16 protein-coding genes are annotated in these 18345 nt (G+C 43.2%); 7 read left to right on the top strand and 9 right to left on the bottom strand.

Annotated elements, in window-relative coordinates:
• From mutM to radC, 6 genes are all read right to left on the bottom strand, one after another.
• Nucleotides 1-825, bottom strand: coding sequence for a bifunctional DNA-formamidopyrimidine glycosylase/DNA-(apurinic or apyrimidinic site) lyase (gene mutM / locus F8B77_RS15120; protein ID WP_151656283.1), 825 nt, complete (start codon nucleotides 823-825; stop codon nucleotides 1-3).
• A gap of 287 nt (nucleotides 826-1112) precedes the next feature.
• On the bottom strand, nucleotides 1113-3068 hold the full coding sequence (locus F8B77_RS15115; RefSeq protein WP_151656281.1) for an LTA synthase family protein: 1956 nt from the start codon (nucleotides 3066-3068) through the stop codon (nucleotides 1113-1115).
• 220 nt (nucleotides 3069-3288) lie between these two features.
• Nucleotides 3289-3744 (bottom strand): hypothetical protein, encoded by a 456-nt coding sequence (locus F8B77_RS15110; RefSeq protein ID WP_151656279.1) that lies wholly within the window; start codon nucleotides 3742-3744, stop codon nucleotides 3289-3291.
• Between the two features lie 503 nt (nucleotides 3745-4247).
• The gene (gene rpmG, locus F8B77_RS15105; protein WP_012549068.1) at nucleotides 4248-4415 is read right to left on the bottom strand and encodes a 50S ribosomal protein L33; all 168 of its coding nucleotides are present in this window, start codon (nucleotides 4413-4415) and stop codon (nucleotides 4248-4250) included.
• A gap of 14 nt (nucleotides 4416-4429) precedes the next feature.
• Nucleotides 4430-4666, bottom strand: a complete 237-nt coding sequence (rpmB, locus tag F8B77_RS15100; RefSeq protein ID WP_130045066.1) for a 50S ribosomal protein L28 — start codon at nucleotides 4664-4666, stop codon at nucleotides 4430-4432.
• A gap of 195 nt (nucleotides 4667-4861) precedes the next feature.
• Nucleotides 4862-5536: a RadC family protein gene (gene radC, locus F8B77_RS15095; RefSeq protein ID WP_130045068.1), complete on the bottom strand. Its 675-nt coding sequence runs from the start codon at nucleotides 5534-5536 to the stop codon at nucleotides 4862-4864.
• 216 nt (nucleotides 5537-5752) lie between these two features.
• Between radC and coaBC the strand changes: the two genes are divergently transcribed.
• The 5 genes from coaBC (at nucleotide 5753) to F8B77_RS15070 (ending at nucleotide 11975) form a co-directional block, all read left to right on the top strand.
• On the top strand, nucleotides 5753-6961 hold the full coding sequence (coaBC, locus tag F8B77_RS15090) for a bifunctional phosphopantothenoylcysteine decarboxylase/phosphopantothenate--cysteine ligase CoaBC (protein WP_151656277.1): 1209 nt from the start codon (nucleotides 5753-5755) through the stop codon (nucleotides 6959-6961).
• A gap of 211 nt (nucleotides 6962-7172) precedes the next feature.
• Complete coding sequence (slmA, locus tag F8B77_RS15085; protein WP_151656275.1) at nucleotides 7173-7763, top strand: nucleoid occlusion factor SlmA; 591 nt, start codon at nucleotides 7173-7175, stop codon at nucleotides 7761-7763.
• A gap of 21 nt (nucleotides 7764-7784) precedes the next feature.
• A complete protein-coding gene (locus F8B77_RS15080; protein ID WP_151656273.1) occupies nucleotides 7785-8723 on the top strand; it encodes a Kdo(2)-lipid IV(A) acyltransferase in 939 nt (312 codons plus the stop codon).
• Between the two features lie 32 nt (nucleotides 8724-8755).
• Nucleotides 8756-9223 (top strand): transcription elongation factor GreB, encoded by a 468-nt coding sequence (greB, locus tag F8B77_RS15075; protein ID WP_105056706.1) that lies wholly within the window; start codon nucleotides 8756-8758, stop codon nucleotides 9221-9223.
• A gap of 415 nt (nucleotides 9224-9638) precedes the next feature.
• A complete protein-coding gene (locus F8B77_RS15070; protein WP_151656271.1) occupies nucleotides 9639-11975 on the top strand; it encodes a Tex family protein in 2337 nt (778 codons plus the stop codon).
• 217 nt (nucleotides 11976-12192) lie between these two features.
• On the opposite strand, the gene F8B77_RS15065 is transcribed toward F8B77_RS15070, so the two are convergent.
• Complete coding sequence (locus F8B77_RS15065) at nucleotides 12193-12672, bottom strand: ATP-dependent Lon protease (protein WP_151656269.1); 480 nt, start codon at nucleotides 12670-12672, stop codon at nucleotides 12193-12195.
• A 50-nt stretch (nucleotides 12673-12722) separates the two neighbouring features.
• Entirely contained in the window at nucleotides 12723-13493 is a 771-nt protein-coding gene (gene bioH / locus F8B77_RS15060; RefSeq protein ID WP_151656267.1) for a pimeloyl-ACP methyl ester esterase BioH, read from the bottom strand.
• A 39-nt stretch (nucleotides 13494-13532) separates the two neighbouring features.
• Here bioH and F8B77_RS15055 point away from each other — a divergent pair, with 39 nt between their 5' ends.
• The gene (locus tag F8B77_RS15055; protein ID WP_244298269.1) at nucleotides 13533-14240 is read left to right on the top strand and encodes a ComF family protein; all 708 of its coding nucleotides are present in this window, start codon (nucleotides 13533-13535) and stop codon (nucleotides 14238-14240) included.
• Nucleotides 14241-14921: 681 nt separating this feature from the next.
• The gene (locus F8B77_RS15050; protein ID WP_151656264.1) at nucleotides 14922-16322 is read left to right on the top strand and encodes a uracil-xanthine permease family protein; all 1401 of its coding nucleotides are present in this window, start codon (nucleotides 14922-14924) and stop codon (nucleotides 16320-16322) included.
• Nucleotides 16323-16666: 344 nt separating this feature from the next.
• Here F8B77_RS15050 and envZ read toward each other — a convergent pair whose 3' ends face one another.
• On the bottom strand, nucleotides 16667-17971 hold the full coding sequence (gene envZ, locus F8B77_RS15045; RefSeq protein ID WP_151656262.1) for a two-component system sensor histidine kinase EnvZ: 1305 nt from the start codon (nucleotides 17969-17971) through the stop codon (nucleotides 16667-16669).
• Nucleotides 17972-18345: the final 374 nt, after the last annotated feature.

The following is an 18345-nucleotide window of genomic DNA, read 5'->3' as shown; positions in this document are numbered from 1 at the left end:
CTATTTTGTTTTAGGTAATGGTTGGCACTTATCACACCAAAATGTATTTCGTTGTCCTATTTTCTCTTCTTGAATGAGAGATTTACAAATTAGGCACAGTTTATTGGCTCTGCCATACACATGCAATTCTTGTGCAAAGTAACCTGGTTTACCATCAACTTGATTAAAGTCTTTTAAGGTGGTCCCACCTTGCTTAATTGCGGTTTCCAGTACGTTTTTAATTTTACTAACCAGTGTTTTTATTTGCTTTGGTTTTAATGAACCAACGGGTGTTTTAGGGTGTATTTTTGCCATAAATAGGGATTCACTGGCGTAGATGTTGCCCACTCCCACGACTACAGCGTTGTTCATAATAAACTGTTTTACGACGGTTTTTTTATTCTCTGCTTTTTCTGCTAAATATTCCACATTAAATGAATCTGTAAGTGGCTCTGGACCAAGTTTAGCAAGCACGTCATGTTGCACGCCGACTTCTGAATATAACCAAGCACCAAACTTACGTGGGTCGTTATAACGAAGGAGTTTGCCATTATCTAATACAAGATCCACATGATCGTGTTTTGCTGAAGGGATCGCTTCATCGAGTATCCGTAAACTACCTGACATCCCAAGGTGAATAATGGCAGTGCCTTCTGGAGTGTCTATCATTAAGTATTTAGCACGACGACGAATGGATTGAATTCTTTGCCCTACGAGTTTTTGTAGCTCTTGTGGGATAGGCCAGCGGAGTTTCTCTGTTCTGACGGTGATCGCTTTGATGGTTTGGCCTTGTAAGTGCGGTGTTATTCCTAATCGGCTGGTTTCGACTTCTGGTAGTTCTGGCATTTTTGATCCTTTGTAAAATAAGGTTTCAGATTTCAGGTTTCAGGTTTCAGGAAGATCAAAAGCGAGTCCCCCTGAATCCTGCAAGCGCAGCGTCCTGAAACCTAAAACATTACCACGCCAGTCACACATGCTCTTATAAGCTTCTAGTTAGCGAAGCGTATAGTCTCTAGTTATTTACTAACTACCCCTCCCAACCTTCTCTTATATTGACTTTATCAGCCAAGTAACTATACCGATAAAGGGGAGGATCCCTAAAGGCGAAGCCTCCTGCTTATCTCTGCTTTGACTTATTTATAGCTTTCTAACTGCTTATAATAACCCTCACGATAAGCCATGCTGCCCCATAACGCGTTAGCATTCGCTCGTTTGATTATCGCTGCATCTACATCGCTTTTTATTAAATGATCATTTTTAAAATCATACTTATAGGTTTGAGTCGGTTGCTCTGGTAAGAACACAACCACTTGATTGTCTTCTGTCATCCATGCGAATGTCTTATCTCGCTGCATCATCACTCGTTGCTTTTCTTTTGGAATTTCACGAGTTAAATCATGGCCGATCATTGGTGTTTTTGCGCTAATACCTGCCAATGACAATAGCGTCGGAGCAAGATCTAACTGGCTGACTAAGCGGTTGTCTTTTTGCGCCTCAATGCCGTCACCAAAGATAATCGCAGGGATACGGAAGTGATCAACTGGAATCACTTGGTTGCCCCATGTTCTTGCATCATGGTCAGCGACAACAACAAAGACAGTATCTTTCCAGTAATTCGATTTCTTCGCTTTTTCTATAAACTGACCTAACGCGTAATCAGCATATTTAACGGCGTTTTCTACCGTTTGTTTTGGCTCGTTATATTGCTCAATCGTATTATCTGGGTACTCAAATGGACTGTGGTTTGATGAGCTAAACACTAGGCTAAAGAATGGCTTGCCTTCTTTTTCTAGCTGGGTGAACTGCTTATCTGCATGATCATACAAATCTTCATCTGATGCGCCCCAAGAACCAACGAATTTTGGATTGTCAAACGTCGGTAGATCTTGCATGTCAGTAAAGCCGTTCCCTAAGAAGAACGATTTCATGTTATCAAAATGACTTTCCCCTCCATAAACAAATTGGGTGTGATAACCCTTTTTTTGCAGTAAATCAGCAATAGTAAAGAAACCCGTTTGACTCTTACCTAACTTAACCGTTGAACGTGCAGGGGTTGGAGAGAAACCACTAGTCACCGCTTCAATACCACGCACGGAACGCGTACCTGATGCGTATAAACGAGTGAATGCCCATCCTTCATTAATGGCTTTATCTAGGTTTGGTGAAAGATCAAGGCCGCCTAATTCACTGACGTATCGTGCACCGTGACTTTCTAGCAGCAAGATAACAATGTTCTTTTGTTTACCTTGATTTGCCGCTTCATGATAAGCCATTGATGGTTGAGTTTCAGATACAAAATCTTCTGACGCTACATTCATGCTGTTTCTAACTTCAGAGATGATCTCTTTTCTATCCATACGAGGATAAAACTTAGCCGCATCGGCCTCTGCGTCCATCTGCTTATAGGCAAACAGAACAGAATAAGAAGAGTTAAGCACTAAATCATTCACTAATGGATCCGTTGAGAAGGCAACTAGCGCAGGGTTCATCGGACGATGACCAAAAGATGAACGAGCCCCCATGATACCAAGTGCCACAACAATAAGTGCTAGCACTGGACGCCAATACCATTTCGGATACGTTAGGCTAGACACCATATAACGGCTTGCTTTCCAACCTAAAACAACACTCAGAATACTAACAACGGTACCAAGGAATAATTCAAGTTTATAACCACCCCAGAGCATGCTCATGACTTCTTTAGGGTAAATTAAGTATTCAATGAATAAGCGGTTAGGACGTAAATCGTATTCTAGAATAAATGGGGCGGTTGCGGCTTCCATATAAACAAGAAGCCAAATACCAAAGGTGATCCATACTCTTAAAATGGCATGCCACACTTTTCCTACTACGGTATCGCTCGATACAAGCGCAGAAAGCAGTCCTGGTAAAATAAATAGGTAGCAAAGAGACGATATATCAATGCGTAAACCACTAATGGCTACGTCTAAGAATCCATCGGTATCGGCAACACGATCCCATTGCCATACAACTAATAGCTGCCTAGAAATGGTTAAAATCGCTAAACAGACAGTAAATGCGGCTATGATAGGATACAGAACCCCTAGCCTAGATTTTATATTATTCATTTATTCTCACTTTAAAATTGAGTTTAAACACACGTAGTTTCTGTGTTCGTTATTTGTCACACGCACTTAAATCGAAACGATTAATGCTATGTTGATAAAGGGGAGGAGCTAGAAGTAACTGCCTCTAAACTCTACAAGCACAGCTATCTGAACTCTAATGTTGCTCTCCTTAATCCTTCAGGACGAAGTCCGCCCTTAAGCGAAGCCCTCTCAAGCTCTTCTATCTAAACAAATACCCTTCTTCCGCACTAACAGCAATCCATTCCCCCTGCCAGTTCTGCATCATCCAGAAATTCGGGGCTTGGTAAATGGTTACACGCTGTGGTTCTTCTTGATTTTCTAGCCATACTTCTACTGTGCTTGGTGCAGGTAATTTGGTTTTGAGTACTTTCAATGATTCTTCATTTAGTACGGTGCCTTCAAGAGTAAACCAACGTTCAATCAATTGACTATCTGTTTTTGACGTATCGGAAGCAAGATCATAATCTGCAAAGTGCATTTTTTGGATGGCGTTAACACCTTCAAATAAAGGCTGTACGCCTGTTATCGTTTCTACTTGTTGTTCTGGTTCAAGTAAGTAGGTTTTGATTAGCTGAGGGGCTTGTAGTATGCCAATAAAGAGTAATACAAAGATGATCAACATGTTGTTGTATTTGCGGCGTGATGGTCTTTTCATTTTAAATCCTTTTTTAAAAGCAGAGTTCAGATCGTTCGCAAGCTCCCTTCAGGGTTCAGAGGTGATCGTTGTAATTTTAGCGTATTATATTTGAAACTAGAGGCTATACGCTTCGCTAACTAGATCGCTTCGCTCCTATAAAAGCAAAAAGCGAAGGATTCAGGTCTCAGGTTTCAGGAAAGGCAAAAGCGAGCATACCTGAAACCTGCAAGCGCAGCGCCCTGAAACCTAGAACTCAAAACACCTACCATACTCGCTTTTATAGTATCTAGTTAGTACTGCGTATAGTTGCTAGTTCTTTACTAGCAACACCTCCCAGCCCCTTATATTTACTTTATCAGCCAAGTAACTATGCCGATAAAGGGGAGGAGCTAGAAGCAAGCACTCCTGAAACCTGCAAGCGAAGCGTCCTGAACCCTGCTTTTACTGCTCTTCCGCGCAAAAAAAAACCCAGCAACAAGGCTGGGTTTTCAATATTATCAAAGTTGCAATCAGTAATCGAATTACTTGATTTTAGCTTCTTTGTAAAGAACGTGCTGACGTACAACAGGATCAAATTTTTTGATCTCCATTTTGCCAGGCATGTTACGTTTGTTCTTATCTGTTGTGTAGAAGTGACCAGTGTTAGCAGTTGATACTAACTTGATTTTCTCACGTGCGCCTTTAGCCATTTTTCAGATTCCTCTTAAACGTTCTCGCCACGAGCACGCATATCTGCAAGAACGGTATCAATACCTTTCTTATCAATGATACGCATACCTTTAGCGGTAAGACGAAGTTTAACGAAGCGTTTTTCGCTTTCTACCCAGAAACGATGAGTTTGTAGGTTCGGCAGAAAACGACGCTTGGTGGCATTTTTTGCGTGTGAGCGGTTGTTACCAACTGCAGGACGCTTACCAGTTACTTGGCATACTCGGGACATTGCTGTCTTCTCCAAATCGTTTCAGCTCGATATCACCTTGGTGGCAAAAAACCACTAGATATTTCAAATGAAATAACTAATTCAAGGCTATCAAAGGTCGCGCATTATACTAACTGAATGCGCATTGCTCAAGACCCAAAGGGATCCTTTTTACTGTTTTTTGTGTTTTTTTTATTCAATCGGTAAAAAAAACACTCAAATCCAGCCCCTTTCGGCAAAAGAGACTATTTCTCCATCACCGATCACAAAATGATCAAGGACTCGGATATCTACCAATTCTACCGCATCTGAAATACGTTTTGTAATTCTTCTGTCGGCTTGACTTGGCTCGGCGACGCCGGAAGGGTGATTATGCGCTAAAATGATGGCGGCTGCATTATAATCTATCGATCTTTTTACAACTTCTCTCGGATATACCGCTGCCGCGTCGATTGTTCCTTCAAATAACACCTCCCCTTTTAGCACTCGATGTTGATTATCTAAGAACAAAACATAAAACGCTTCTCTGTGTCTGTCTCTTAACATTTTCGTGAGATAACGTTTTGTATGTTCAGGGCTGGTGAGTGCGTCTTCTTTTTCCATAGTTTCAAATAAATAGCGCTCCGTCATCTCCACAACGGCTTGCAGTTGAGCAAACTTTGCCGTGCCCAACCCTTTATGGCTGCAAAACTCCCCTTCATTGGAACTGAGTAGCCTTCTTAACGACCCAAACTCTTTTAATAGTTTATCTGCCAACTCGATTGCATTCATCCCCCGAATGCCGGTGCGAAGAAAAATCGCCAGTAGCTCAGCATCGGTTAATGACTTTGGCCCTAGAGCGAGTAATTTCTCTCTTGGGCGAGATTCCTCTGGTAGATTCATTAAAGACATAAATAACTCGTTGGGTGAATACTATTTATACAGCCTACGCACAATAAATAATGACTGCCCTTTTGATTGAGCGCCCTTCGACTTGGTTCAAAGCTTGATTGCAATTATGTTTTTGCTCATTTACTTACTTGAAGAGATTGAAGTGCATCACTCTGAAAAAAAATTATGCTATGGTTAGCGCATTACGATGAATCTCTTATTAAGGTTATTAGTGTCATGGCATCTCTTTCAGGAAAACGCATTCTTCTTGGTATCAGCGGCGGCATTGCAGCGTATAAATGTGCCGAGCTAACTCGTCGGCTTATTGAGCGAGGCGCAGAAGTACGTGTTGTCATGACAACGGCGGCTAAAGAGTTTATTACCCCATTAACCATGCAAGCGGTCTCTGGCCACCCAGTCGCCGACAGTTTATTGGACCCTGCGGCTGAAGCATCAATGGGACACATTGAGTTAGCTAAATGGGCTGACATCGTATTACTTGCTCCAGCTACGGCAGATTTAATCGCTCGCATGGCGGCGGGAATGGGTAATGATTTATTAAGCACATTAGTATTAGCGACCAATTCTCCGATTGCGGTGTCTCCTGCGATGAACCAACAAATGTACGCTAATATCGCCACACAAGAGAACATTGCGACATTAACTCGTCGTGGTATGCGTATTTGGGGACCGGCAGCGGGCCAACAAGCGTGTGGTGATGTGGGTATGGGTCGGATGCTTGAGCCGATGGAGTTAGTTCATTTATGTGAAGACTTCTTTCAAAAGGATGAAGATAAGCCGCTTTATGGCCACTCTCTGTTAATTACTGCAGGGCCGACTCGTGAAGCGCTTGACCCGGTTCGCTATATTTCAAACCACAGCTCAGGAAAAATGGGGTTTGCGATTGCACAAGCTGCTGCGCAATTAGGTGCCGATGTGACGTTAGTAAGCGGCCCTGTGAACCTTGCGACACCCGATAACGTGAAGCGCATTAATATTGAAAGTGCCGAGCAAATGCATACAGCGGTAATGAATAATGCGGCGTCTCACTCTATTTTTGTTGCCTGTGCTGCAGTGGCTGATTTCAGACCACGTCAAATGGCGACGCAAAAAATGAAGAAAACTGCCGATGAAGATGGCATGACTCTCTCCATGGTGAAAAATCCTGATATCGTGGCTTCTGTGGCTGCTATGATTGAGCAACGCCCATTTACGGTTGGCTTTGCAGCAGAAACACAAGATGTAGAGAAGCATGCTCGTGGTAAATTAGAGCGTAAAAATCTAGATATGATCTGCGCGAACGATGTCTCAATTCAAGGACAAGGCTTTAATAGTAATGACAATGCCCTCCATCTATATTGGAAAGGTGGCGATAAAGCTTTACCGTTGAGCTCGAAGTCAGAGTTGGGTAAGACGATTATGTTGGAGATAGTTGAGAGACTATAAAAGCAGAATTCAGGACACTTAGGTTTCAGGGTTCAAGAAAAGCACTAGAAACTATACGCTACGCTAACTAGAAACTATAGAAGCAAGAGCCAGTGCCCCTGAAAACTGAAACCTGTTTTGCTCTTATAGGAGCGAAGCGGTCTAGTTTCTAGTTTCTAGTTTCTAGTTTCTAGTTTCAGAACCATCAAATAAAAAAGACAAAGGAACCACAATGACGACAACAAAAAAAACAAATCGTCGTGATGAAATATTACAAGCGCTAGCAGAAATGCTGGAATCTAACGAAGGTGCTTCACGCATTACTACCGCGAAACTTGCCAAACAAGTGGGTGTCTCTGAAGCAGCGTTATATCGCCACTTTCCAAGCAAAGCAAAAATGTTTGAAGGCTTGATTGAGTTTATTGAAGAGTCTTTATTTTCTCGTATTAATCGAATTATTGAAGATGAAAAAGATACCTTAAAACGCATTGAACTATTATTAAAACTGCTGCTGGCCTTTGCAGAGCGTAATCCGGGGTTAACTCGTATTATGACGGGTCACGCGTTGATGTTTGAAAATGAGCGCCTTCGTGAGCGTATCAGTCAGTTATTTGAACGTATTGAACTGCAGTTTAAGCAGACCCTTCGTGAGCGTATGCTACGTGAAGGTAAAGCGTTTCCTGTTGATGAAGCCATTTTGGCAGCACAGCTTGTTGGGCAAGTGGAAGGCAGTTTCTGTCGCTTTGTGCGCTCTGATTTTAAATACCAACCGACCGCTAATTTTAATGAATATTGGGCGCTGCTTAGTGCTCAAATCCGATAGCTTGATTTAAATAGGTTTACGATGTCAAAGTACCCAGCTCCGCAATTTTCTACCGCCCTGCTTCACCCTAAATATTGGGGTGTTTGGTTTGGGTTTGGTTTATTGTTCGCTACTGTTACTCTTCTTCCTTACAAGGCAACCAATAAACTTGGTCGAGCGATTGGATTATTAGGTTTAAAGTTAGGTAAATCCCGAACTCATGTGGCACGCCGAAATTTAGAACTCGCTTTCCCAGAAATGGCATCGTCAGAGCGTGAAGCCATTGTTATTGAGAATTTTAAAAACTCAGGATTAGCCATTTTTGAAACGGCAATCGCATGGGTCTGGCCAAATTGGCGTATTGAAAAGCATTTTAGTTTTGAGAATAAACAACATATGCTTGATCTTGAAGCACAAGGACGAGGCGTACTTGTTGTCTGTGTACACGCATTAAACCTTGAGTTAACTGCACGTGCCTTCTCTCTATTTGCACCGGGTTATGGTGTTTATCGTCCGCATACTAACCCTGCGTATGATTTCATTCAATATTGGGGCCGTACTCGCTTTGGTCATCATATGGTGGACAGAAAAGACGTAAAAGGCATGCTGCGTATATTACGAAAAGGCGAGCGTTTATGGTATTTGCCTGATCACGATTACAACCGTAAAAACTCCGTATTTGTGCCTTTCTTTGCAGTACCTGATGCTTGTACCACCGTCGGCTCTGACATTTTGATCAGCGCAAGTAAATGTGCTGTCGTTACGGCTTCTGGATTTAGGACTTACAATAATTATCACCTACAAATTGATAATGACATTAGTGAGCAGTTTCCGAAGAAAGATCCCGTTGGCGTCGCAACAGTAATGAACCAAGCAATAGAACGTGTCATTTTACGCTGTATTCCACAATGGATGTGGCTACATAAGCGTTTTAAAACCATGGAAGATCCAAGCATTAAGAAAGGCATTCGCTACGATTAGCAGCAAATATGCATGCCTTTCAAGGAAGATAGATGAAAACCAATTTAATTACCCGTGAGGGATTCAATAAGCTACAAGATGAACTCACGTTTCTATGGAAGGAAGAGCGCCCAGAAGTCACTAAAAAGGTGACTTGGGCGGCGAGTTTAGGTGATCGCAGTGAAAACGCGGATTATCAATACAACAAAAAACGCCTGCGTGAAATAGACCGCCGTGTGCGCTATTTGCGTAAGCGTTTAGACCAAGTAAAAGTGGTCGATTATTCCCCTCAACAAGATGGCAAAATCTTTTTCGGTGCGTTCGTTGAAATTGAAAACGAACAAGGCGATACCCTCTCTTTTCGCATTGTCGGCCCAGATGAAATTTTTGGCCGTCACGATTACATCTCGATTGATTCCCCTATGGCGCGTGCGCTGATCAAAAAGGAAGTCGATGAAGAAGCGATTGTGAAGACGCCTGAAGGGGATAAAGAGTGGTTTGTGAATTCGATTAGGTACTAGGAGCAGGACGCAACAAGTTGCTGAAGGGCGCTTCGCTTAAGGGCGGACTTCGTCCTTAAGGATTCAGGAAGAGCGAAATAGTGATCGTTGAAATTACAGCGACCAAAGAAGGTTCTCCCCCCTTTATCTCTAAGGTTATGAAAGTGGCATTGTTAATATAAGGGGGAGTTAGAGGGGGTTGGTGACACCATACTCTAGTGATTAAGATAAACTAAACATTATCACTAGCAACCCCTCCTAGCCTCCCCTTAGATAGACATTTGCTACCAATCAGCATTTATGAACAAGGGGAGGAACTGTATTGTGATCGCTTGAACTACCACGACCTCCTCTGAACCCTGCAAGGGAGCTTGCGACCGATCTGAACCCTGCTCTTTGCTTCTATCCAATAATTTTTAATTAAAAAAGAATCAAAATGATAATAAATATAATTGCTAAAGAACTTAACGTTCGCCCTCAACAAGTTGCAGCAGCCGTTCAATTGATTGACGAAGGCAGCACCATCCCATTTATTGCGCGTTACCGTAAAGAAGTAACTGAAGGTTTGGACGATACTCAACTTCGTACCCTTGATACGCGTTTAACTTACCTACGTGAATTAGATGATCGTCGTCAGTCAATTTTAAAATCGATCAAAGAACAAGACAAACTGACGCCTGAATTAGAGCGTGAGATTTTAGATGCCGACAGTAAAACACGCCTTGAAGATCTCTATTTACCTTTCAAACGCAAGCGTCGCACGAAAGGCCAAATCGCGATTGAAGCCGGTATTGAACCACTAGCAGACTTACTGTGGACACAACCTGAAAATACCCCAGAAGATGCTGCTCAATCGTACCTTGATGCCGATAACGGATTTGCTGATACCAAATCCGTATTGGATGGTGCTCGTGCCATCTTGATGGAGCGTATTGCTGAAGACGCTAACTTACTTGAAAAAGTACGTAACTACTTAACCACAAATGCGGAATTAAGCTCTAAAATGGTCGATGGCCAAGAGCACGCTGGTGAGAAGTTTAAAGATTACTTTGAGCATAATGAGAAGCTAACCCGTGTCCCTTCTCACCGTGCGCTTGCGATGCTTCGTGGTCGTAACGAAGGCTTCTTACAGCTTTCAATTAACGCAGATCCGAATCAAGAAGAAGGCGTTCGTGGTTCTTACTGTGAAATCATCATCGCTAATCATTATGGCATTACCCTAGGTTCTCAACCTGCAGATTTGTGGCGTAAGCAAGTGATCAGCTGGGCATGGCGCATTAAGATTTTAATGCACATGGAAACCGAGTTAATGGGCGCATTAAAAGAGCGTTCTGAAAACGAAGCGATCGATGTTTTTGCCACTAACCTTAAAGACTTATTAATGGCTGCACCTGCTGGCCTTAAAACAACATTAGGTTTAGATCCGGGTTTACGTACTGGTACCAAAGTCGCCGTTGTAGATGCAACAGGTAAGGTATTAGCAACAGATACTATCTACCCTAACCAACCTCACAACCAAATTGCGAAGTCTGCACACACAATTGAAACATTAATTAAAAAACACAACGTGGATTTGATTGCAATTGGTAATGGTACGGCTTCACGCGAAACCGATGCGTTTGTTGGTAATCTGCTTAAAGACGCTGGTCTATCAACGGCAAAAATCATCGTAAGTGAAGCGGGGGCATCGGTGTATTCGGCTTCTGAATTGGCAGCAAAAGAGTTCCCAGATTTAGATGTATCGATCCGTGGCGCAGTCTCTATCGCTCGTCGCTTGCAAGATCCACTGGCAGAGCTCGTAAAAATTGACCCGAAAGCGATTGGTGTTGGCCAATATCAACACGATGTTAGCCAAAGCCAATTAGCGAAAAAGTTAGATGCGGTAATTGAAGACTGTGTAAACGCCGTAGGTGTCGATGTAAATACCGCTTCTTCTGCATTATTAACGCGAGTTGCTGGTTTATCGACGACAATCGCGCAAAACATCGTAGATTACCGCGATGAAAATGGTCGCTTTGAAAACCGTACCACACTGAAAAAAGTAGCTCGTTTAGGGCCTAAAGCGTTTGAACAATGTGCTGGTTTCTTACGTGTAATGAACGGTAAAAACCCACTGGATGCCTCAGCCGTTCACCCTGAAGCTTACCCTGTTGTGAAATCCATTGCTGAGAAAAACGGTAAAGCGATTGATGCGATTATTGGCAACACTGAGTTCTTACGCTCGGTAGCTGCTAACGATTACATTAGTGCGGATTTTGGTTTACCAACGGTAACGGACATTATTTCTGAGCTTGATAAGCCGGGCCGAGATCCTCGTCCTGAGTTCAAAACAGCAACCTTTGCTGATGGCGTAAATACGGTGTCGGATCTTGAGCTAGGCATGGTTCTAGAAGGTGTGGTGTCTAACGTGGCGAACTTTGGTGCCTTTGTTGATATCGGTGTTCACCAAGATGGTTTGGTTCATATCTCTGCTCTGAGCGATACCTTTGTTTCTGATCCGCGTGAAGTGGTTAAAGCGGGTGATATCGTGAAAGTGAAGGTGATGGAAATCGATGTGCAACGTAAGCGTATCGCCCTTTCTATGCGCTTGAATGATCAGCCTGGGGAAGATAACCGCCCTCAGCGTCAATCAAATAAACCACAGCAACGTAATGAACGTTCTCATTCACCAAGACCGTCCTCTTCTACAAGACAACAGCGTCAAAGCAATGATGTTGGTAATGCAGCAATGGGTGGTGCATTTGCAGCGGCGTTTGCGAAGGCGAAGAAGTAGCAATATGGAAAGCGAAGCTAGCAACTATACGCTTCGCTGACTAGAGACTATAAGATCGTGTATAGCTGGCGTGGTGATAACTTAGGTTTCAGGACGCTACGCTTGCAGGTTTCAGGTATACTCGCTTTTGAACTTCCTGAAGCCGGAGACCTGAAACCTCGCTTTTGCTTTTATAGAAGCGTAGCGATCTAGTTAGCGCAGCGTATAGTCTCTAGCCTCAAAGCACTGCCAATATATCCGACGGGTTATTCGGCACTACCGCTTTATCATAATGAAAACTGATCACACTGCGTCTGCGCACCATTCTTCCCATCTCAGCCAGTTTCTCTAGTAGCTCTTTAGGTAAATTGAAACGCATGGTGTACCCCGTGCCCTCACCTTGCGCATACGTATCTAACGACAACAATCGAGCGAGTTTTGCTAGATCATCGTCTACATCATACAAAGTGCCAATGTGAGGTTTTTTTTCTGTTTTCTCTTCAAGTACATCATAACCAGGGTGTTCTGACGGTTCCCACGCATCCCGTTTATGTTGTTTATCGTCGCCTTTAATCGCTTTTTCAGACGTCGTCTCACTCATCTTTGTCGTTGCCACAACAGGCTTTTTAACACGATTTTCACGTGCTACTTGTTCTGTTGGCAAGTTAACAGAAGGTGCAATAAGCGGCACGCTAATACTGTTAGTTGAAAAGTTCATAAAACGTTTCCTTATCGAAAAACTAGGCGTAATAAACTAAGACAAAACCGCTATTGTTGCTGTAAAAAATAGCGCAGCTCAGCGATAAACTCATCACTGTGCGAAATAAATGGCGCGTGTGAGGCTTGCTCAAATACCACCTTACTTGAATGAGGGAGCAAGGTATCCATATCTTGAGCAACTTTAATGGGCACTAAACCATCTAAACGGCCGTACATTCGACATACTGGCATCGTTAATTGAGATAGACACTCTCTTAGATCTATATCGGCCAAAATCGCCAAACCTGTAGCTAAAGCCGCTTGATTTGGTGATGGTCTTGAAAACACCGCACGTTTTACCTGTTTTATGTCTTGTTTAGCGTTTGGACTTCCCATTGCTTGCAATGCCATAAAGCGCTCAACCGTTAGGGTAAAGTCATCTTTAAGCTGCTCTGTAAACTGAGATAACACCACAGGTTTAATTCCTCTCCATCCTTTTCCAGCAGAGAATCGTGGTGAGCTTGCTACGGTAATTAATTGACTTACTCGATCGGGTGCCGTTAACGCCGCTTGGGTTGCGATTAAACCACCAAGAGACCACCCAAGCCACGCGGCTTTTGCTGGTGCTTGATCTAATACTTGTGCCACCATCTCATCAAAATCAGCACTGCCAAGCTCGGTACTGTGTCCATAACCTGATAAATCTACGGAGTGAACTCGATATTGCGAGCGCAGTTTCTCTACCGTAGGTTGCCACACTGCTCCGTTCATTCCCCATCCGTGAATGAGAACCAGATCGGAACCTTCGCCTTCCGTTTGCCAATAAAGAGAGCTTGTCATCTACACTGCCTATTCGTGTTCAAAAATAAGGAGGGCTAAGTGTTCATCAGGTTACTGCGAAGGTCAATGCAAAAATTAGGTACGAGCCATTGCGACTATTGCCGTTTAGCTATGCCTGCTTCAGAAACGATTTGGTGTCAAAAGTGTATTGCCTTAATTCCTAAGGTTCGGCGTTGTCGACAATGTGGCTTGCAAACCGAACATGAAACAAAGGTGTGCGGTGAGTGCTTAACCCATCCACCACAGTGGGACCGCTTGTTTTGTGTTAGTGATTATACGGAGCCTTTACGTGAGTACGTTGGTCGTCTTAAATATGCTCAACATTTTTGGTTAGCTCAAGATTTAGGAGTATTGCTGAGTAAACAGATCTCGGACCCCGCTCCGCTTATTCTTCCTGTTCCTCTCCATTGGAAGCGTTTTTGGTGGCGTTCATATAACCAAAGTGACCATCTTGGTTGGACTCTTGCACAACAGTTTAATGTAAACGACATGACTTCTCGCTGTGACAACAAGATATTAAAGCGCATTAAGGCAACTCGGCCTCAACAAGGACTCTCAAGATCGTTTCGACAAACCAACCTACTTGGTGCGTTTAAAGTGGCTAAACCGATTACTGAAAAGCATGTCGCTATTGTTGATGATGTGGTAACAACAGGAGCGACGATTGATCTTTTGTGTGTTCAGTTGAGAAAAGCGGGGGTTGAGAGAATTGATGTTTATACGATTTGTCGAACAGGGCGGAGTTAGGGACTAGACGCTGCGCTAACTAGAGACGATAGAAGCCTGTATGACTGATGTGGTGATATTTTAGGTTTCAGGACGCTTTGCTTGCAGGATTCAGGGGTGCTCGCTTTTGATCTTCCTGAAACCTGAGTCCTGAACCCTCGTTTTGCTCTTATAGAAGCGAAGCGATCTAGTTAGCGCAGCGTATAGCTTCTAGTTTCAAACGCTGTTAGTACAACGACAAAGAATGGTTCTCCCCCTTTATCGCTATAACCATGAGATCGATATAGTGAACACAAGGGGGAGTCAGAGGGGGGTTGGTTATGCTGTCTTTTATATTAACAATTACTGCCAAGTAACATTCTCGAACAAGGAGAGGAACTGCATTGTGATTATAGATATCACAACGATCTCCTTGAACCCTGCTCTTGCCCTTCCTGAAACCTGAGACCTGAATCCTCGTTTTTTGCTCTTCCTCGATTCTCGCCTCTTCTTTCACCCTGCTCTTAAAAATTTTAGCAAACGATTGCTTTTCGTTTAATTATCTATAGAATACCGTCCCAATTGATTAACCACTCATTTTAATCAACCAACCCCAATAGAGATAGGTTCTGATTAACAGCAATCACAGATTGACGCCTACTCACTTCAAACTCCCATTCAGCGAGCTTTGAAGACAACGTTATACTATTAGGAATATCGGCCATGACCGTTAAAAACAACACCACAAAACCATCTGAACTGATTTATCAATTAGATGAGCGTCCACCGCTACCGCACACTTTATTTGCTGCACTTCAGCATTTATTGGCGATGTTTGTCGCGATTATTACCCCATCTCTGATCATCTGTCAGACGCTTGGTGTTCCAGCTGCAGAAACCAATACCATCATTAGTATGTCTCTGTTCGCTTCTGGTATTTCTTCTTTTATTCAAATTAAAACCTTTGGCCCAATTGGCTCTGGTCTTCTTTCTGTTCAAGGTACGAGCTTCAACTTCTTAGGCCCAATCATTGGTGCAGGTCTGGCGCTTAAAGCGGGTGGTGCTGATGTTCCGACCATGATGGCTGCGATTTTCGGCACTATCTTAGTGGCTTCGACTGCTGAAATTTTCCTTTCTCGTGTTCTTGAGTACGCACAAAAAATTATAACGCCATTAGTGTCTGGTATCGTTGTGACATTAATTGGTTTAACACTTATTCAAGTCGGCCTAGTTTCTATGGGGGGCGGTTACTCTGCAATGGGTGAAGGTACATTTGGTAGCCTTGATAAATTGGCTCTTGCTGGCACTGTTTTACTTATTATTGTGGTATTAAATCGTGCAACTAACCCTTACCTACGTATGGCCTCTATCGTAATTGCGATGGCTGTTGGTACTTTAGCTGCATGGGCAATGGGTATGCTTAATACCAATATGGCTCACGATGCTGAACTTATCGCGCTGCCTATTCCAATGCAATATGGCTTAGGCTTTGATTGGTCTCTGTTTATCCCTCTGGTTCTGATCTTCTTAATTACCGCACTAGAAGCGATTGGCGATATTACCGCAACGTCTGAAGTATCAGGCCAGCCAGTAAAAGGACCGGTATACATCAAACGTATTAAAGGTGGCGTATTAGCTGATGGCCTTAACTCTGCCATTGCTGCCGTGTTTAACAGTTTTCCTAACTCAACCTTCAGCCAAAACAACGGCGTGATTTTATTAACGGGCGTTGCAAGCCGTTACGTTGGTTATTTTATTGCTGGTATGTTGGTTATTCTTGGACTATTCCCTGGTGTTGCAAGCATGGTGCAAATCATTCCTGAACCGGTACTTGGTGGCGCAACGATTGTGATGTTCGGTACGATTGCCGCTGCGGGTGTGCGTATTATCTCTCGTGTTGAGCTAGACCGTCGTGCAATCCTAATCATGGCAATGTCTTTCTCTATGGGGCTTGGTTTAGCTCAAAAGCCTGAGATCCTTCAGTTCATGCCTGAGATGATTAAGAATATTTTCTCATCAGGTGTAACCGCTGGTGGTGTGACGGCGATTCTTCTGAATATTATTCTTCCAAGTAATGAAGTGCTAAAGGAAGAGAAGGAAAAGCAGGATGCAACAAGTTGCTAAAGGACACTTCGCTTAAGGGCGGACTTCGTCCTTAAGAAAAAACAGAAAGGCCGCAGATGATGATCGTCTGCGGCCTTTTTTATGTTTGAGGAGAAATAACTAGAGGCTATACGCTGCGCTAACTATAAACTATAAAAGCGAGTATGGCTGATGTGATGAGTTTTAGGTTTCAGGACGCTGCGCTTGCAGGTTTCAGGTGTACTCGCTTTTGAGTTTCCTGAAACCTGAGACCTGAACCCTCGCTTTTGCTCTTATAGGAGCGAAGCGGTCTAGTTAGCGCAGCGTATAGCCTCTAGTTCTTTTCCTGAAACCTGAACTTGCTTTTGCTCTTCCTCGCCACTGCTCTACCCCAGCGGCAACTCTACCTGAACTTTCAAGCCACCTTCACGACGGTTCGACAAACTTACCGCACCTTGGTGTTGACCAACAATTCGCTTAACAATCGCCAAACCTAAGCCGGTTCCTTCGCTGCCTCGCGCCGTATCACCGCGAGTAAATGGTTCAAATACCGATTCTAATTGGGATTCATCAATACCCGAGCCATTATCTTCAATAATAATCCATGCTGTTTTGTGATCAGCAGAGACACGAGTAGACACTGAAATCCAATCACCACCATAACGAATCGCATTAACTACCAAGTTAGTCACTACTCGTTTAATGGCTATCGCATTACCGTGAAGAGATTTAGGTATCTCAACTAGATTGGTTTTAATCTCACGCTCATAGCCCCCTTCAGCCAAAATCACTTCATTAACGATAGTGTTGATATCGACATCAATAAAATCTTGTCTTGCTACTGGCTTAAGATAATCCATAAACTGACCGATGATTTCATTACACTCCTCTGTGTCTTTAATCATACTTTCAGCTAAGTAATCATCTTGAGGTGACATCATTTCGGTTGCTAAACGAATGCGTGTTAATGGAGTACGAATATCATGGCTCACCCCAGCCATTAATAATGCTCTGTCTTGCTCTAGCTGCTGGATCCCTTTTGACATTTGGTTAAAAGCACGAGTTACCGCTTGAATTTCTGATGCACCCTTTTCTGGTAATGGTTCTGGGATCTCTCCTTTACCAACTTTACGTGCGGCGGTTTGCAGAGCCATTAATGGCCGATTTTGAATTTTAATAAATGCCCATCCACCCAATATCACTAATAAGGCGATAAATAGGCTGTTTCTGAATAACGGTGCAAAGTCTTCTTCTTGTAACTCGGAAAGCGGTATTCGCATATAAAAATCAGCCATCGCTTCTGTTTTCATCCAGAGAACATAGCTATCCGCCCCTAGTATCAAACGCACTTCTGTTGGTGAGTCTAACTCCTGGGTCATCTCTTCACTTAAAAATGTAACTGGGCTCGCCTGATAATACTCTCTCATTTCAGGATCATGTTCATCATGAATGCTTACGCCTAGTTGTTCTAATAACTGACGACGTAAAGGCTGACCTAGCTGTACATTTTTACCATCTTCAAGTGTGACATCTTCCGCCAACATTAAACGAACTTCATAAGCTAAAATGCGGTTGAATTGCTGCAAACTAGGTAAGAGTGCATAGTTGAATACGGCAAGGTAAGAAAATACCTGACTGGCGATTAGGAGTGAAGCGAGAAGTAAAAGTGTTCTGGCGAAGGTACTTTTCATGGGAGTTCTCTGTGGTTGCTAATTTGAAGAGGGCTAGAGACTATACGCTGCGCTAATTAGAAACGATAACAGCGAGTATGGTTGGTGTAGTAAATTCTAGGTTTCAGGGCGCTTCGCTTGCAGGTTTCAGGAAGAGCAAGAGCTGAGTTCGGTTTCTTTTTGCTCTTCCTGAACCCTGAACCCTGAGACCTCGCTTTTTGCTCTTATAGGAGCGAAGCGGTCTAGGTAGCGCTAGCGTATAGTATCTAGTTTCGAACACTGTTGTTACAGCGACAAAGAATGGTTCTCCCCCTTTATCGCTATAACGATGAGATCGACATAGTCAATACAAGGGGAGGAACTGTATTTTTGACGCTTCAATGACAACGATCACC

The sequence above is a fragment of the Aliivibrio finisterrensis genome (assembly GCF_008933155.1).
GTDB classification, from domain to species: domain Bacteria; phylum Pseudomonadota; class Gammaproteobacteria; order Enterobacterales; family Vibrionaceae; genus Aliivibrio; species Aliivibrio finisterrensis.
Note: the sequence above shows the minus strand (reverse complement) of the source record. Positions and strands in the feature narration are given on the sequence as shown.

Bases quoted from the DNA above. Each gene is read 5' to 3' on its own strand.
- mutM (WP_151656283.1), bottom strand. From the start codon at position 825: ATGCCAGAACTACCAGAAGTCGAAACCAGCCGATTAGGAATAACACCG.
- radC (WP_130045068.1), bottom strand. From the start codon at position 5,536: ATGTCTTTAATGAATCTACCAGAGGAATCTCGCCCAAGAGAGAAATTA.
- envZ (WP_151656262.1), bottom strand. From the start codon at position 17,971: ATGAAAAGTACCTTCGCCAGAACACTTTTACTTCTCGCTTCACTCCTA.
- rpmB (WP_130045066.1), bottom strand. From the start codon at position 4,666: ATGTCCCGAGTATGCCAAGTAACTGGTAAGCGTCCTGCAGTTGGTAAC.
- F8B77_RS15070 (WP_151656271.1), top strand. From the start codon at position 9,639: ATGATAATAAATATAATTGCTAAAGAACTTAACGTTCGCCCTCAACAA.
- F8B77_RS15065 (WP_151656269.1), bottom strand. From the start codon at position 12,672: ATGAACTTTTCAACTAACAGTATTAGCGTGCCGCTTATTGCACCTTCT.
- coaBC (WP_151656277.1), top strand. From the start codon at position 5,753: ATGGCATCTCTTTCAGGAAAACGCATTCTTCTTGGTATCAGCGGCGGC.
- F8B77_RS15050 (WP_151656264.1), top strand. From the start codon at position 14,922: ATGACCGTTAAAAACAACACCACAAAACCATCTGAACTGATTTATCAA.
- F8B77_RS15110 (WP_151656279.1), bottom strand. From the start codon at position 3,744: ATGAAAAGACCATCACGCCGCAAATACAACAACATGTTGATCATCTTT.
- F8B77_RS15080 (WP_151656273.1), top strand. From the start codon at position 7,785: ATGTCAAAGTACCCAGCTCCGCAATTTTCTACCGCCCTGCTTCACCCT.
- rpmG (WP_012549068.1), bottom strand. From the start codon at position 4,415: ATGGCTAAAGGCGCACGTGAGAAAATCAAGTTAGTATCAACTGCTAAC.
- slmA (WP_151656275.1), top strand. From the start codon at position 7,173: ATGACGACAACAAAAAAAACAAATCGTCGTGATGAAATATTACAAGCG.
- bioH (WP_151656267.1), bottom strand. From the start codon at position 13,493: ATGACAAGCTCTCTTTATTGGCAAACGGAAGGCGAAGGTTCCGATCTG.
- greB (WP_105056706.1), top strand. From the start codon at position 8,756: ATGAAAACCAATTTAATTACCCGTGAGGGATTCAATAAGCTACAAGAT.
- F8B77_RS15115 (WP_151656281.1), bottom strand. From the start codon at position 3,068: ATGAATAATATAAAATCTAGGCTAGGGGTTCTGTATCCTATCATAGCC.